The organism is Labilithrix luteola (genome assembly GCF_001263205.1).
GTDB lineage: Bacteria > Myxococcota_A > Polyangia > Polyangiales > Polyangiaceae > Labilithrix > Labilithrix luteola.
On the sequence record NZ_CP012333.1, the window covers coordinates 10126281 to 10141012 of the forward strand.

Annotated in this window: 12 protein-coding genes and 1 tRNA gene; 9 read left to right on the forward strand and 4 right to left on the reverse strand. The window is 66.9% G+C overall.

From position 1 onward, the window contains the following. Window positions 1–80 precede the first annotated feature (80 nt). The 4 genes from AKJ09_RS43720 (at window position 81) to ligD (ending at window position 6535) form a co-directional block, all read left to right on the forward strand. Window positions 81–1658, forward strand: a complete 1578-nt coding sequence (locus tag AKJ09_RS43720; protein ID WP_146653790.1) for a serine/threonine-protein kinase — start codon at window positions 81–83, stop codon at window positions 1656–1658. A gap of 64 nt (window positions 1659–1722) precedes the next feature. Continuing rightward, complete coding sequence (locus AKJ09_RS55330; RefSeq protein ID WP_146653791.1) at window positions 1723–2904, forward strand: methyltransferase domain-containing protein; 1182 nt, start codon at window positions 1723–1725, stop codon at window positions 2902–2904. An 80-nt stretch (window positions 2905–2984) separates the two neighbouring features. After that, window positions 2985–3968 carry a non-homologous end joining protein Ku gene (gene ku, locus AKJ09_RS43730; protein ID WP_146653792.1) on the forward strand — a complete coding sequence of 328 codons (984 nt, stop codon included), beginning with the start codon at window positions 2985–2987 and terminating at the stop codon, window positions 3966–3968. Then, the gene (gene ligD / locus AKJ09_RS43735) at window positions 3968–6535 is read left to right on the forward strand and encodes a DNA ligase D (RefSeq protein WP_146653793.1); all 2568 of its coding nucleotides are present in this window, start codon (window positions 3968–3970) and stop codon (window positions 6533–6535) included. Before ku ends, ligD begins: the two co-directional genes overlap by 1 nt. A gap of 95 nt (window positions 6536–6630) precedes the next feature. Here ligD and AKJ09_RS53755 read toward each other — a convergent pair whose 3' ends face one another. Next, window positions 6631–7071: a hypothetical protein gene (locus AKJ09_RS53755; RefSeq protein ID WP_169927126.1), complete on the reverse strand. Its 441-nt coding sequence runs from the start codon at window positions 7069–7071 to the stop codon at window positions 6631–6633. Between the two features lie 206 nt (window positions 7072–7277). Here AKJ09_RS53755 and AKJ09_RS43745 point away from each other — a divergent pair, with 206 nt between their 5' ends. From AKJ09_RS43745 to AKJ09_RS43760, 4 genes are all read left to right on the forward strand, one after another. Next, a complete protein-coding gene (locus AKJ09_RS43745) occupies window positions 7278–8027 on the forward strand; it encodes a hypothetical protein (protein WP_146653794.1) in 750 nt (249 codons plus the stop codon). A 230-nt stretch (window positions 8028–8257) separates the two neighbouring features. Next, a complete protein-coding gene (locus AKJ09_RS43750; protein WP_169928358.1) occupies window positions 8258–8728 on the forward strand; it encodes an alcohol dehydrogenase catalytic domain-containing protein in 471 nt (156 codons plus the stop codon). A 147-nt stretch (window positions 8729–8875) separates the two neighbouring features. Continuing rightward, window positions 8876–8948, forward strand: a tRNA-Lys gene (locus AKJ09_RS43755). 552 nt (window positions 8949–9500) lie between these two features. Continuing rightward, window positions 9501–9818 (forward strand): hypothetical protein, encoded by a 318-nt coding sequence (locus AKJ09_RS43760; RefSeq protein ID WP_146653796.1) that lies wholly within the window; start codon window positions 9501–9503, stop codon window positions 9816–9818. 9 nt (window positions 9819–9827) lie between these two features. Here AKJ09_RS43760 and AKJ09_RS43765 read toward each other — a convergent pair whose 3' ends face one another. Together AKJ09_RS43765 and AKJ09_RS43770 are read right to left on the reverse strand one after the other, a co-directional pair. After that, window positions 9828–10547: an HAD family hydrolase gene (locus AKJ09_RS43765; protein WP_146653797.1), complete on the reverse strand. Its 720-nt coding sequence runs from the start codon at window positions 10545–10547 to the stop codon at window positions 9828–9830. Window positions 10548–10703: 156 nt separating this feature from the next. Then, window positions 10704–11414, reverse strand: coding sequence for a hypothetical protein (locus AKJ09_RS43770; protein WP_146653798.1), 711 nt, complete (start codon window positions 11412–11414; stop codon window positions 10704–10706). A gap of 397 nt (window positions 11415–11811) precedes the next feature. Between AKJ09_RS43770 and AKJ09_RS43775 the strand changes: the two genes are divergently transcribed. Next, window positions 11812–12135: a hypothetical protein gene (locus AKJ09_RS43775; RefSeq protein ID WP_146653799.1), complete on the forward strand. Its 324-nt coding sequence runs from the start codon at window positions 11812–11814 to the stop codon at window positions 12133–12135. An 11-nt stretch (window positions 12136–12146) separates the two neighbouring features. Here the strand turns inward: AKJ09_RS43775 and AKJ09_RS43780 are convergent, their stop codons facing one another. Next, window positions 12147–14684 (reverse strand): TIM-barrel domain-containing protein, encoded by a 2538-nt coding sequence (locus tag AKJ09_RS43780; protein ID WP_146653800.1) that lies wholly within the window; start codon window positions 14682–14684, stop codon window positions 12147–12149. Window positions 14685–14732: the final 48 nt, after the last annotated feature.

The window sequence follows — 14732 nt, forward strand, 5'->3', positions numbered from 1 at the left end:
GCGTCTCAATCGGAGCTTCTTCGCGGTAACGCGTCGCGTCCTATTGAAGAGATAGGTCTAGCCCGTATAACTTTGGCTCCATGTCCGCTCTCGCGGCGCCCAGCACACTGGGCGCGTCTCCTGGCGCGTATCCCGCGCAGACATTCCGTAGCCTCCTCGATGCGCGACGCGCCGAGGGCGGCCGGCTTGGTCTCGACGACGTCATCGCGGTTCTCGTTCCAGTCTGCGTTGACCTCAAAGCTCGGCACGACCGAGGTGAGCGAGTCTTCGTTCATCCGTCGGCCATCACGTCGGGGCCTGACGGCCTCATGCGCCTTCACCCTTCCCTCGCCGTCGCGCCTCAGGCCGCGCGCGATCGCGCCGCCCTCGCGCCCGAGCTCGTCAAAACGAACGCCCCGGGAGACGCCCGCGCCAGCGTCTTCGCCGTGGGAGCGATGCTCTACGAAGCCGTCACCGGAACGCCTGTCGGGCCGGGCATGCGCCGTCCGCGCGACGTCGACCCCAACCTGCCGGAGGCCCTCGAGCTTCTCCTCGGCAAGGCGCTCGTGGCCGATCCCGCGGGGCGTCCCGACGATCTCGGTGCGCTCGCCAGCGCGATGCACCATCTCGCGCCGATGAAGAGCATCCCGCCGCCGGATGCCGATCTCAGCCACCTCGATCAGACGAACGAGGGCCAGCCGGTCGACGTTCGCATGTCGCTCTTGCCCCCGGTCGACGTGCAGTTCTCGATTCCGCCGAGCGCAGCGTCCGCGCCGGGACCCGGCGTGCAGATTCCGAAGCAGGGCGCCGCGCCGGTGATTGCACCGGTCATCGCATCGGGCGTCACGCGCGATCCCACCCGTCACCTCGCGAACCTCAAGGCGCGCCTCGAGGCCGACACGCGACCTCGCTACGTCGTCAACAAGGACCGCATGGACCACGGTCCGTTCAACGCGGTCGAGGTCCTCCAGCAGATCGCTTCCCACGCGTTCGCGGGCGGCGACACGCTGCGCGACGAGCTCACCGGTGTCTCGCAGAAGCTCGACGAGTGGGAGGAGTTCGCGCCCTTCGCCGAGCACGCGCGCATGCACCGGCAGATCGCGCAGGAGAAGAAGGAAGTCGCCAAGGTCGAGAGCGCCGAGAAGAAGGCCGGCGTCGCCAAGTTCGTCGTCGGCGGCATCCTCGCCTTCGCGATCCTCGCGGGCGGCGGCATGTACGTGCTGAAGAAGGTCGGCGAGCGCAAAGACGGTGGCGATCTCACGGACGATCCGTCGGCCATCGACCTGTCGAACGGCGGCTCGCTCAAGGGCACCAAGAAGGCCACGGCGGCCGGCGGCAAAGGTGGCGGGGGCGCTGGTTACGTCGGCGGCATGAGCTTCGAAGCAGCCCTCGCGTCGAACAACCAAGAGATCGCTATCGGCGGTAAGAACGGCGCGCCGGACCTCACCGACGCGCAGCTCGGCGCGCCGATGAAGAGCGCGTCCTTCATCAGCGGCTGCGGCGCTCCCGACAGCATGAAGGTCACCGTCAAGGTGGCCGTGAAGAACGGACGCGCCGTCGGCGTGAGCGTCTACCCGAACCCACCGAACCCCGGTGTCGCGGCGTGCATCGACAAGCACGTGCGCGGGCTCGGGTGGCCGTCGAATTCGAAGATGGACTTCGTCACCACGAACTACTGATCGGACGCGTTCGTCGGCGCTTCCGTCGACGACGCGTGCCGCCAGTTCCTACGTGGACACCGCCATGAACGCCGCCGAGCGACTGGGTCAGTTCGTTCTGTTCGAGCTCGGCGCGCTGCCCTACGCGTTCCTCACGTCCCAGCCGACGTGGCGAACGCACGGCGCGCGCCTCGCCGAGCTGACCGGCGTTCGCAGCGGGCAGCGCTTGCTCGACGTGGGTTGCGGCCCCGGAGAGAGCGCATTCGGGATGGCCGAGCGCATCCCCGGGCTTCGCGTGACGGGGCTCGACTTCAGCCAGACCATGCTCCGCATCGCGCAGGCACGGAAGCGATTCGATCCGGCGGGCGCGTCCGTGGAGCTCACGCAAGGCGACGCGCTGAATCTGAGCTTCGCCGACGGAAGCTTCGACGCCGTCACCGGTCACAGCTTTCTGTATCTCGTGCCCAACGCGATCCGCGCGCTCTCGGAGGCACGGCGCGTGATGCGTCCCGGGGCGCGCTGCGCGTTCCTCGAACCCGCGCAGATCCCGAACTCCCCGCTCCTGCCCGCCTCGATGCGCGCTCAGACACTGCGCGATCCACGCTTCGTGGCGAGCATGGCGCTCTGGCGCGTCGTCTCTCGCCGCTACGGTCGGTTCGACGTGGACCGCTTCGAGCGCGCGTTCGCCGCAGCAGGTCTTCGCCCGATCGAGATCACGCCCACGCTCGAAGGGCTTGGTGTCTTCGGCGTCGCGGAGCGACCGAAGCTTGCCGCCCTCGACGACGTCGACTGGACACGCTGGACGCCCACCGACAAGGCGACGCTGCTCTTCGTCGTTCGCGACGGGCAGATCCTGCTCATTCGCAAAAAGCGCGGCCTGGGTGCCGGCAAGGTCAACGGTCCGGGCGGCCGCCTCGAGCCCGGCGAGTCTGCGCGCGCGTGCGCCATCCGCGAAGTCCAAGAAGAGCTACGCGTGACGCCCACGGGCGTGACCGACATGGGGCGTCTTCGCTTCCAGTTCCAGGACGGCTACGCGCTCGAGGCACAGGTTTTCCGCGCCGACGGGTGCATCGGTACGGCCACCGAGACGGACGAAGCGGTGCCGCTCTGGACGCCCATCGACGCGATCCCCTACAGCGAGATGTGGGCCGACGACGCGCTCTGGCTCCCACGCATGCTCGAGGGCAAGCGCATCGACGGCAAGTTCATCTTCGACGGCGATGCCATGCTCGTGCACGCACTCGACGTTCGAACGCCGCTTGCCTGAACCGTCTCGGCTGAACACCCGTCGCCTGTTTCGGTGAGCGGAGAGCGCCCGCATGGAACGGTCGCTGCACCATCGCGAGCATGGCCCGAGCGAGAGCCCATGCACGCAAGTTGTCCGAGAAGTCCGATGCCGAGAGCGAGGAGTCGACCCGCGCACCGAGCGGGCGCGCGATCTGGTCGGGATCGATAAGCTTCGGATTGCTCCAGATCCCCGTTGGTCTCTACACGGCCGAGCAGAAGGGCGAAGAGCTCCACTTCCGGATGCTCGACAAGAGCGACCTCTCCCCCATCCGCTTCCAGCGCGTGAACGCGCAGACCGGCAAGCTGGTGGAGTGGAAGGACATCGTCAAAGGCTACGAATACGAGCGCGACAACTTCGTCGTTCTCGAGCCCGACGATCTCGCCAAGGCCAACGTCAAAGCGACGCAGACCATCGACATCCAGGACTTCGTTCCCGAAGACGAGATCGATCCGGCCTACTTCGAAACGCCCTATTACCTCGTGCCGCAGAAGCGCTCGACGAAAGCGTACATGCTCCTGCGCCAAGCGCTCGAGAACAAGGGCGCGATCGCGATCGCCACCTTCGTGCTGCGCTCGCGCGAGCACCTCTGCGCACTGATGCCGGTCGGCAATTCGATCATGCTCGAGATGCTCCGCTTCGGTCACGAGCTCAAGCGACCATCCGACCTGCCGCTTCCGACGAAGAGCGAAGCGCCCGACCTATCCGCGCGCGAGCTCTCGATGGCGGAGCAGCTCGTCGAGGGCATGATGACGAGCTTCGAGCCGAAGAAGTATCGCGATCGGTACTACGCCGACGTCATGAAGATCATCGAGGAAAAAGTCGAGACCGGTGAAGCCACGGCGCATCACGAGCCGGCGCGCGCGAAGGCCGCGACCAACGTCGTCGACCTGCTCGATCTCCTGAAGAAGAGTGTCGCCGCGAGCGGCAAGGCCAGCAAGGCGCGGGCAGCCAACGACGAGACGCCCCGCCCGAAGGGACCCGGGCCGAAGAAAGCAACGCCTCGCAAGCGAACAACGCGCTCGAAGAAGACGGAGGCCGCCTGATGGCGCGCGGCGACGGCGACGGGACTTCACGACGTCGCCGGCGCGCGCCCGCCCCAAAGAGAGGTTCGGCTCTCCGAACGTACCAAGAGCTCCGGGACTTCGAGTCCACGAGCGAGCCCACCGCCCAAATTCGTCCGTCGGCGACGGGTCGATCGTTCGTCGTGCAGCAGCACGCCGCGACGGCCATGCATTACGACTTTCGGCTGGAGCTCGACGGTGTGCTGAAGAGCTGGGCGATCCCCAAGGGCCCCAGCCTCTCGCCGACGGACAAAAGACTCGCCGTTCAAACCGAGGATCACCCGGTCGACTACCGAGACTTCGAAGGCTCGATCCCCGAAGATCAGTACGGCGGCGGGCCGGTCATCGTCTGGGATCGCGGCGAATGGCAGCCCAAGGGCAACCCGGACGAGGGCCTCCAAAAGGGGCGCCTTGAGTTTTCCCTCCGCGGAGAGAAGCTCCACGGGGCCTTCGTGCTCGTGCGCATGCCCGACCGCCAAGCGAGCCCTTCGCGGAAGAAGAAAGACACCTGGCTGCTCATCAAGCGCCGCGATTCGTTCGCTCGCGACGATGGGGCGAGCTCGGTGGTCACACGCTTGCCGCGAAGCGTCCTCACCGATCGAACCATCGAAGACATCGAAGCCGGAGCCCCCGCCTTGCCCAAACGAACCACGTCGAAGGAAGCATCGACGCGCGCCCGTACCGCCAAGATGCCTCGCTTCGGCGCTATCGAGCCGCAACTCGCCACGCTCGTGGGCGCGGTGCCCGTCGCTGGACCGACCACGGTCGGCGACTGGATCTACGAGATCAAGTACGACGGCTATCGCGCCATCACGACGCTCGATCACGGCGAGGTCCAGATCGCCTCACGCAACGGCAAGGATTGGACCTCCAAGTTCCCCGAGATCGCCGAGGCCGTGTCGCGCATCCGCGCGAAGCAGGCCGTGTTCGACGGCGAGATTGCCTACGTCTTGCCGGACGGACGCACCGACTTCCAGCACCTGCAGAACGCGCTCGGTGCAGCCGCGAAGGAGCGCGCGCAGATCGTCTACTTCGTCTTCGACCTGCTCTACTTCGACGGTGTCGATCTCCGCGACGAACCGCTGATCACACGCAAGGATACGCTCCGCACCATCCTCGCGTACGAGAAGCCGCCGCTGCGGCTCGCCGATCACGTGGACGAGCGCGGCGAAACGTTCTTCACCCACGCCTGCAAGGCCGGGCTCGAGGGCATCATCGCCAAGCGCGCCGATCGCCCGCACGTGAGCGGACGCGGGCGCGATTGGGTGAAGGTGAAGTGCCAGAAGCGACAAGAGTTCGCCATCGTCGGCTTCACGCCCCCGAAGGGGTCACGCAGCGGCATCGGCGCGCTGCTTCTCGCCGTGCACCGCGGAGGCCGGTACCAGTACGCCGGCAAGGTCGGCACGGGCTTCACCGCCCGGACGCTCCAGGATCTGCGCAAGCGCCTCGACAAGCTCACCGACGGCGCCAAAGCCCCCGATGGGGCCCCGCGCATGAAAGACGCGGTTTGGGTCGAGCCGAAGCTCGTCGGCGAAGTCCGGTTCACCGAGTGGACCAAGGATGGAGTCCTTCGCCATCCCTCGTTCGAAGGACTTCGCATCGACAAGAAACCTGCCGAGGTCGTGCGCGAGACGGGCGACAACCGCGTGCTCGGCATCACCATCACGCATCCCGAACGCATCGTCGACCGCACGCTCGGCCTGACGAAACTCGATCTCGCGCGCTACCACGAGGCCGTGGCGGAGCGCCTGCTCGCCTTCGCCAAGAAGCGGCCGCTCATGTTGGTGCGCTGCACGGAATCGTGGACCGCCGACAAGCTCGGCCCGCTCCAGGGTACGAAAGCCAAGCGAGCCTGCTTCGTCCAGAAGCACGGAGGTCGAGGGCTCACCGCGAACATCGGCCACTCCGACGTCGAAGGCGAGGAAGTGCTCTACGTGCAGAAACCTCGCGAGGTGATCGAGCTCGTCCAGTTCAACGCCATCGAGCTCCACGGATGGGGTTCCACGCTCCCGCGCTTCGATCGTCCCGATTGGATCGTGTTCGATCTCGATCCGGACGAAGCCCTCGGGTTCGACAAGGTCGTCGAAGCGGCCCTCGCCCTCCGCGCTTCGCTCGGCGCGATCGGGCTCGTGAGCTTCGTCAAGACGACGGGCGGCAAAGGCCTGCACGTCGTCGTGCCTCTGAATCGTCGCGATGGTTGGGAAGCCGTGCGCACGTTCGCCGAAGACGTCGCCCGGGCGTTCGCCGAGCAAGCGTCGGACAAGTACGTCGCCAACATGTCCAAGGCGAAGCGTCGGGGGAAGGTCTTCATCGACTACCTGCGAAACGCGCAAGGCGCGACCGCGGTGCTTCCCTATTCGCCTCGCGCCCGCCCGGGTACCCCGGTGGCGATGCCGGTGGCCTGGAACGATCTCGAGCACCTCGATCCACGCGAGCTCGACGTGTTCTCGGTGCCCAAGCTCCTCGCCAAGCAGAAGAAAGATCCGTGGGCCGGCCTTCTCCAGACCTCCCAGTCGCTCGGGCGAGCCAAGCGCGCCAAGACAAAATGAACACGCGCGCGAAGGACGCGCCTAGAGCTCGCTCATGACGAGCCCGGCGACGCGTTAGGTTCAGTCCGTCATCGGGGCTCCGACGACGCTGGCGATCACTGTCCCGGCGGCTTCGGCAAACACGCGGCGAGAGCACCGCCACCGACGAAGCACGTGGAGCCCTGGATGCAGTCGTTGTCCGACGTGCAGGGGAACGCGCACTTGCCGTACTGCGTGTTGCACTTGTGCGTCATGCACTGCGAGTCGTTCTGGCAGGGCAGCGCCGTGGGGCCAGGGACCGAGAGCGCGCCGCCGGCCGCGGGCTGCTGCTGCGGGTAACCGGGCTGCGCGCCCTGCTGCGGATAGCCGGGCTGGGCCCCCTGCTGCGGGTAGCCCTGCTGCGGGTAGCCCTGCTGCGGGTAGCCCTGCTGGCCGTAAGGCTGCGCGCTGCCCATGGGAGCGTTGGCAGGCGGAGTTTCATCCTTCTTCCCGCAGGCCGCCGTCAGGCAAGCAGCCACGGTGACGACACCCACGATGACAGCCGAGATCCTTCGCATGCGACTCTCCTTACAAGCTACCGAGGACCCGTTCGAGCGCCGTCAGCCGCCGCGCGGGTGTGCATTACAACTATCGACAGGTCGCCGGAGCGTCAACGTCCCTCCGGTGCCGAAAGGGCAACGCGGGCCTACACACAGACCTTACAGAGGCCAGTCGCGAACTTCCGTTCGCTCCTTCGGACGCGATGCAGTAGGGTCCGTGCACCATGCGCGCGCGCGCAGTCGTTCATCGTTTTCCGTACGTTTTCTCGGGTCCGAATCGAGGCCTCACGCGCAGTCTCGTTCAGGGGCTCTCTCGCGCGATCGGGTTCGGCTTCGCGTTCGGCGCACTCGTTGCGTGCTCACGTGGAGAGCCGCCTGCGCCCATGGGCATCGACGCGGCGGTCGCTCCTTTGCCGGCGCCCGCCGCGGCATCGTCCGATGCCAACGCTGCGACCGACGCATCGACGGCCACGACAGGAGCAACCGCCGCCGCAGGAGCCGACGGCGGAGTCGATCCAGGCACGCTTCCCCAAACGCACGACAAGCCGAAAGCATCGGGGCCCGCGTTCGATGCGCGCATCGCTGCGCTCTGGGAGGGCATCGCCAAAGACGATCCCGATCTCGCGCTGCCGGCGTTCTTTCCCGTGACCGCGTACGAGCAAGTAAAGGCCATCCCCTCGCCTTCCTCCGATTGGCGACGCCGACTCGTGGCCGCGTACAAACGAGACATCCACGCGCTCCACAAGCGACTCGGCGACTCGGCCGATCGCGCCAAGCTCGTTCGCGCCGAAGTTCCTGACGATCGCGCGCGCTGGGTCGACCCCAACGAAGAGACGAACAAGCTCGGTTACTACCGCGTCTACGGCACGCGCATGATTTACGAGGTTGACGGAAAGGAGCGCGGCTTCGACGTGAGCTCGCTCATCTCGTGGCGCGGCGAGTGGTACGTGGTGCATCTCACCGGCTTCAAGTGACCGCGCGACCACGCGCGTCGTGAGACGACGGGGAGCGCATCCGCGAAGAGCTCGGCCGCACGCGAATTGGACGAGCTACGACGCGCCGCCGCCGTTTTTGCTCGCCACATCGGGGCGACCTTGGCCCCGCCGGCGTCGCATCGATTTGCGGCAAATCTCGATTCGCAAAGAATTCCAAGCGAAACGGATGCGCACAGGCCGTGCAACGTCGGGCCCCCGAGGTCGATGTCATGCGGGTCTACCCCATCCACGAACAAGTGCACGGCGTGGAACACGACGATCGGTGGGACGACGAGCCGCCGACGACGCCGACACCCGGCCACCCGGCGTTCCGAGACTCCTCGGTCGGCCCGACCGACGCGCTCATTCGGATCACGTCGCACACCGATCGAGGCTCGTCGGACCGCTTCGTCCAGAGATTCCTCGCCCTGATGCTCGCCGGCGTGACGGACGAGCTCGTCGGCGAGATCGTGGCGGTCGGCTCGGGGCTCCAGAGCGTGCGTGTCGGCGATCGCGTCGTGATCCCGGCCACAGTCCGCTGCACGCGGGTGAACAACGTTGCTGGCGACAGCGCGCGCGTCCTTCGCGTGCCCGCCGCCGATCGCAACCTGATGAAGGTGCCCGAGGAGCTGCGGAACGAGTCCGACGAACGCATCCTCTTTCTCTATCGACGCCGCCTGGAGTGGCTCGACCCAGGCTGAGGAGCGCGTCCATCCGGAGAGCGCCCGTACCGAGCGGTGCCTGAAACAGCGATAGAGACGTCCTCCTCCGAGCCAAATCGACTGCGATCGGTTTCAGAAGGGGTGGACGTCGGCGCCCAGCGAAGGTATCGAGGGGTGTCTGTTTTCGGGCCTATAGCTCAGTCGGTAGAGCTGCGGACTTTTAATCCGTAGGTCCCGGGTTCAAGTCCCGGTGGGCCCACTCAAGTTTGTCGCGCTTCGCGCGAGGCGTTTCAGGGGAGGTCGCGCGGCGAGCTTCTTCCGCGTCGTGCCGTAAGTCGCACCTACGCGACTGGGAGGGCGGCCGGCTTCACGTCGGACAGACGCCAAGCCCGCGCGGGGTTCGAGGTTCGCGGCAGGCGAGCGGGCCTTCGACCTTGTGTTGTGCCCCGAGTCGCGACTACGCGATTGAGAGAGCGGCCAGCTTCACGTCGGACGGGCTCCGAGCTGCAGCAGCGGGTTCGAGATTCGCGGCGTCCGCAGGGACCTTCGACTTCGTCCCCCGAGTCGCGTGAGCGAGAACAATCGCCACAGGTCCCGCGCTCGGCGGCCTTCGTGCCACGGGGGGGCGCGTCCGGAATCTGGCGAACCTGCCGTTCGGTGCCGCCGATCGGCGCGCAAGTGGGCGACGCCAGGTGGCGCCTCGGCGTCGTGCCCTCCGCCGGAGGGTTCGCGCGCGCGTCGGCATACCCGGTGCATCGCGGCGCGCCCCAAACCGCACGTCGGACACGTGCCTGGAACGGGAGAGAGGTCCATGAAAGTCTCAGGGTTCGTATTGGCTGGGCTCGTCGCTTACGGCATTTTGTCCGCGTGCGGCGGTGGCAGTGAGCCGAAGGCGCCCGAGGTGACTCCTCCGACGGAGCCGCCGGTCACCAATCCGGCGGGCACGGCGCCAGGCGGCTCGGCAACCCCGTCGACGGGCGCCGGAACAGGCACAGCGCCGACGGGCCCGGGCGCAACTGTCCCCGGAACGTCCGGCCCGGCCCCTGGCTCGACCTCGACCATCACGAACCCGTCGCCCTCCACGACGACTGTGATGGACGCGGGTGCCAAGAAGCCGGGTTCGAAGTAATCGCGTCGCTCACCGAACGCCGGTGGGGCTCAGCCTCATCGGCGTGACGCGCTCGGTGCCGGCGAGATCGTTGGCGAGAACCGCGTCGCATAGCTCGATGACGCCCTCGCCTCGGACCTTCGTCAGCACGAGGTCCGCCCTGCGCTTGAGTGCGGGCACAGCATTCCCCACGGCGACACCGATACCGCAGGCTTCGAGCAGCGAATGATCGTTTTCGGCGTCGCCGACGGACACCACCTGCTGCGCGGGAATTCCGAGCTCGGCGAGCGCCGCTTTGAGACCGCTCGCCTTGTTGATGCCCGACGGCAGAACCATGACTGCGCCCTTGTTGAAGATGACCTCGAGCTCGAGGCCCATCTCCCGAATGACGTCGAGCACGACCTGCTCGTGCGGCTGCCACGTCGCGAGGACGATGCGTCCGCACGAAAGCGGAGTGACTCCCCGCTCCATCAGGGTCGCCGCAAAGTCAGGCGGCGGAGGTGATGCGAGGGGACGCTCGGTCGGTGGACGCGGCGTGTAGAGCAGCGCGCCGTTCTCGGCGACGATCGCATCGAACACATCGAGGTAGTGACACGCGCGCATCAGATCTTCGAGCTCGCGGCCGGTGACGAGGACAAGCTTCCGTCCGGATCGTCGAAGGCGCAGCAGCGCATCGATCACCTCGGGTCGAACGACGCCGTCGTCGGCCAGCGTTCCGTCGTAGTCCGTCGCGAGAGCCAGAAATCGCATTTGTCGCCGAGCCTCGTGAAAGAAGGTGCAACCGACGTTCCTACGGTGGAGCTCACGAAGCCCTCGAGAAACGCGTGATCCCCGCACCGAAGCGTGTGGCGCCTCCGCCGCCATCGTCCGCGAAGACGCCACACGCCTCGGGTCGTGAGCCGTCCATCAGAAAGTACCGTACGCACCAACGCCGGCTCCCCTGCCCATCGAGGTCGGGGTCACGTGAACCTCGGGCTTCGGCGGCGGCGCCGACTTCGCCAAGCTCCGCGAGTGCGACGCCGAATCCGGCACGAACAGCGACGCCACGGCCAAGCCGACACCGACGCCCTGCACGACGCCGCTCGCCACGAGGAACGCATTGTTCACGTCCTCGCGAGCACCGCACTGACCAAAGCCGCACTCGCGCGTTCCCATGTCGAGCCACGGACCGACGACCGGGATGTACAGCTTCTCGTCCGCCTCGGTGCTGCTGATCGCGGCCGTGATGACCGACGCGCCGTACGCACCGAGGAACATGGCGCCGCCGGTGAAAAGGAGCGGACGGTTCGGAATCCACGGCTTCTTCTCCGCGCCGACGTTCTCCTCGTACTCGGCCGACGTCGTGGTGGTCGGCTGCGGCGTGATCTCCGGCAACGTCGTGCTGGGCGTCGGCGTGTACGGCGTCATCGGATACTGGCCGTTCGGATACTGCGAGCTCGGAGGCGTCGTGCCAGGCGGCACGGTGTCTGTCGTGTCCGGCTTCGTCGGGTTGATCCCCGGGGACGGACCGGGCACCGAGGGCGTCTGGTCGGTGTCGTCCGCTCGGCCAACGCCCGTCCACGCGCAGGTGACGGCCGTGACGGCCAGCACGGCCAAGGGCTTCTGGAACTTCATCATGGCTCTCCTCTCCTCGGTGCCGCGGTCGAGGTGACGCCGAGGCGGCACGCAACGGCAGGACTGCAACCGAGGTGCCGCATGCCCGCGGCCAGGCCGCAGCCGAAGCGGAAACGCGCGCCCGATGGCGAAGGGGACGAGGAGATTCGACGAAGGCTCGACCGACGCGATGAAACATCGTTCCGCAGCCCACGAGATTCGTTCTCGCCAACGTCATGCGGAAGGTCGACACACAATGGAGTTCGTGGGGCGAGTGCGAGCGATCGCCGGTCGCAAGGAACGCGCCCAGGAGCATTCCGACGACGTTCTCTCGCTCGAGTCGGCAAGGGCGCAGACGGCGCGCGCTTTGCGATGACGATGCGGGAGCCGCCGTGTCGGTTCACGCGGCGAAGGAGTCACGATGGTCGTCTGGCCCGCCGAAGCAAGCCTCACCGCCGACGCCCGCGACGGGCTTCGTCGCTTCCGAGACACGAGCGCGTTCGCAGAGCTCGAAGAGTCGAATGAACGATGGCGCATCGTTGCATGGCCATGGACACGCGAAGCGCCCATGACGGTTCAGCTCGAAAACGACGCGCACGAGGCCGTCGACTTCGTCGTGGACGAAGACGGCCTTTGGCGCATGAGCCAGGATCCGCGCGTGGTACGCGAGCGAACGATTCTGGAGCTCCAAGAGGATGCCGACGCGTTCGTCTTCGGCATTCCGCCGGAGAACGTCGAGCACTGAGCGTCCGTCGGTCAGCGCAAGCGCAGGACGTCCCAGCGCACCCGGCGAGAAGTGGCGCCCTTGTCGACGACGAGCTCCAGATCTTCGTGCGCCACGCTCGACGAGGTACCGAGCGGTGTCGTCAGCCGGACGCGGTCGACGTCGCCATCGGGCCCTTGGGCCACACAACCGTCAGAGCACGTCGACACCGCTGCGGGATCGACGACGGCAAGACCGCTCGCGGGCCCGGCCGATGACTTCCGCCGCGCCGTGAGCTCGGTGCCGTCGGCGAGGACGATGTGCGCGTCCTGGCCGGGCGCGAGCGCCACGATCACGTCCAGGCGATCACGAACACGATCGAGCGTGACGACCGCGGGATCCGTATCCGCCGTCGACACGGCGAGCGTCTCGATGGATGGGTCGAGCATCGGCACGATGCCTCCATCACGCACGAAGAGCGGGAGCTTGTCGAGCGGAGCGGGCGTCACATGCGCGCCGCCCCCCTCGACGACCGTGTGATCGTCGAAGTCGACCCACCTGCCGGGCGGAAACCACGTCGACTTGCTCGTCGCGCCGCGCGAGACCACCGGCGACGTGTAGAGCGACGCGCCGAGGTAATAGGCGTCGTCCACCGCCCAAACCGCCGGCTCGTGCGGGTGATAGAGAAATGGGTGGCGCATGATGGGCATACCGGTCTGGTTCGCCTCGCGCGCAAGCACTTCGAAATAGGGCAGCAAGCGCGTATGGAGGCGGGCCATCGCGCCGTAGACGGTCACGGTCTCGTCGTCGTCCCAGAGCTTCCACTTGCTCCGATCGAAGAGCGGATTCGCACACGCGTTCTCCTCGAGCATGAACGGAGAAACGGCGCCGAACTCCGCCCAGCGCAGGTACATCTCCTTGTCGTGCGGGAAGTCGGTGATGCACTTGAACCCGCTGACGTCGCTGCCCCAGAGAGCGACACCACTCATGCCGAGGTTCAGTCCGCCACGAACCTGCGCCGGAAGGCCTTGCGTTACGTCGAACGTGGCTTCGGGGTCGCCGCTCCACACCATGGGCGCGTATTGCTGCGAGCCCGTGTAGCCGGAGCGCACGTAGAAGAGATAGTCGCCGGGGCGCTGCTTCTCCATCAAGTCGTGTGCGGCCTTGGCGCTGAGCACGGGAAAGATGTTGTGCACCTCCTCGCCGAGGCGCCCATCGCCGAAGCGCCATGGCCTCTGAACGTACTCGCCGAAGTCGTGCATCCAGCCGTCGTACCCGAGCGCCAGCGTGTGCCCGAGCAGGTCCTGGAACCAGGCCACGGCCGCTGCTTGCGTGAGGTCGATCGTCGCGAGGTCGAGAAGCTCACCGGAGATGAACGTGGTCTTGCCGACCGCGCCTTCCGGCGTCTTCGCGAAGAGGCCGTTCGCCGCGCCGAAGTCGGCATCCTGCTTCGAGCCATCCTTGCCGAACGCGACGTACGGGTTGTTGTACGCCACGACCTTGTAACCGGCCGCGTGCACGCGCTGGATCCAGCTCGAGAGAACGCCTTCGCGCCCGACCTCGGAACGCGCGGGTAGGATGTGCGTGGCGTCGTCGAGAATCGTCGTCGGCACCTTGCGCTGGCGTAGGACCGTCCACTCGTCGACGCCGTTCACCTGGTTGTCGAAACTGACGCGACGCACGGGGCCGAAGGCCCAGGGTGCCGGAATCATCGAGCGCCCGGTATCCCGCGTGAAATGCTCGAGCGAAGCCGCGGGGTCGTCGTGAACGTAGACGATCGTTTCGAGCGACGTCGTGCTCGCTGCGATTCGGTACGCATCGTCGCGTTCGCTCCCGAGATGGGTCTCGGTACGGAACGTGGTCGGGAGGTGTACGGCGTACCCCGCGCTCGAGAGAAAGAACGGCACCGGGAAGTACGTCATCGACGGACCATTCGGCGACGGATTCTGAGGACCGCGAGGCTGATCTTCGCCTTGCCCGAGGCCGCCCTCTTCGGCCCAGGAGTAGAGCGAGAGCCCACGGTGGTCCACGCTCGCGAAGCGCTCGCCGAGCCCGAAGAAATGCTCGTCCGGTCGAAGAGCGAAAGCGATGCTCGTCTTGTTCCACACCTCGGGAGATGCGGGATCGGCGAAGCGCGCGGTCGTCTTCAGGTGGACCTTCGCGCCGTCGAGAAGCACGTCGACGACGATGGCGTTGCCGTCACCGGCGTCGAGCTCGAAGGTCGCGCCGCGATCGGACTGCGCCACGGTGACGGCGCTCGAAGGACGACGCCAGGGGCGTTCATCGGCGATCCAGCCGTCCCACCCCGGCAGCGGCATGACGTTCTCGCTGCCCATGTCGCGCGTTGCCCCAGGGCCTCCGTACGGATCTCCGTCGCCTCCGGGAAGCGTGGTGAGGATCTCCTTGCCTTCCCCATCGATCACCCGAATCACGAACGGAGAAAGATCCACGCGCACCGAAGCCTCGACGCCATGCAGCTCGACGGGCGGCCCGCTCGACGCGGACATGTCACTCGAGCAGGCAGGAACGAAGGCGAGTCCCGGCGCGAGCGACACGGACGCAGCGAGGGCGAAAAGTAGGCGCGCACGCATCCCGCACAAACGTAACGCTCGCACGAACGTCCGCAAAAGAGTCCGCGC

Coding starts and splice junctions, on each gene's coding strand:
- AKJ09_RS55330 (WP_146653791.1), top strand. CDS start 1,723: ATGAACGCCGCCGAGCGACTGGGTCAGTTCGTTCTGTTCGAGCTCGGC.
- AKJ09_RS43770 (WP_146653798.1), bottom strand. CDS start 11,414: ATGATGAAGTTCCAGAAGCCCTTGGCCGTGCTGGCCGTCACGGCCGTC.
- ligD (WP_146653793.1), top strand. CDS start 3,968: ATGGCGCGCGGCGACGGCGACGGGACTTCACGACGTCGCCGGCGCGCG.
- AKJ09_RS43760 (WP_146653796.1), top strand. CDS start 9,501: ATGAAAGTCTCAGGGTTCGTATTGGCTGGGCTCGTCGCTTACGGCATT.
- AKJ09_RS43745 (WP_146653794.1), top strand. CDS start 7,278: ATGCGCGCGCGCGCAGTCGTTCATCGTTTTCCGTACGTTTTCTCGGGT.
- ku (WP_146653792.1), top strand. CDS start 2,985: ATGGCCCGAGCGAGAGCCCATGCACGCAAGTTGTCCGAGAAGTCCGAT.
- AKJ09_RS53755 (WP_169927126.1), bottom strand. CDS start 7,071: ATGCGAAGGATCTCGGCTGTCATCGTGGGTGTCGTCACCGTGGCTGCT.
- AKJ09_RS43775 (WP_146653799.1), top strand. CDS start 11,812: ATGGTCGTCTGGCCCGCCGAAGCAAGCCTCACCGCCGACGCCCGCGAC.
- AKJ09_RS43765 (WP_146653797.1), bottom strand. CDS start 10,547: ATGCGATTTCTGGCTCTCGCGACGGACTACGACGGAACGCTGGCCGAC.
- AKJ09_RS43720 (WP_146653790.1), top strand. CDS start 81: ATGTCCGCTCTCGCGGCGCCCAGCACACTGGGCGCGTCTCCTGGCGCG.
- AKJ09_RS43750 (WP_169928358.1), top strand. CDS start 8,258: ATGCGGGTCTACCCCATCCACGAACAAGTGCACGGCGTGGAACACGAC.
- AKJ09_RS43780 (WP_146653800.1), bottom strand. CDS start 14,684: ATGCGTGCGCGCCTACTTTTCGCCCTCGCTGCGTCCGTGTCGCTCGCG.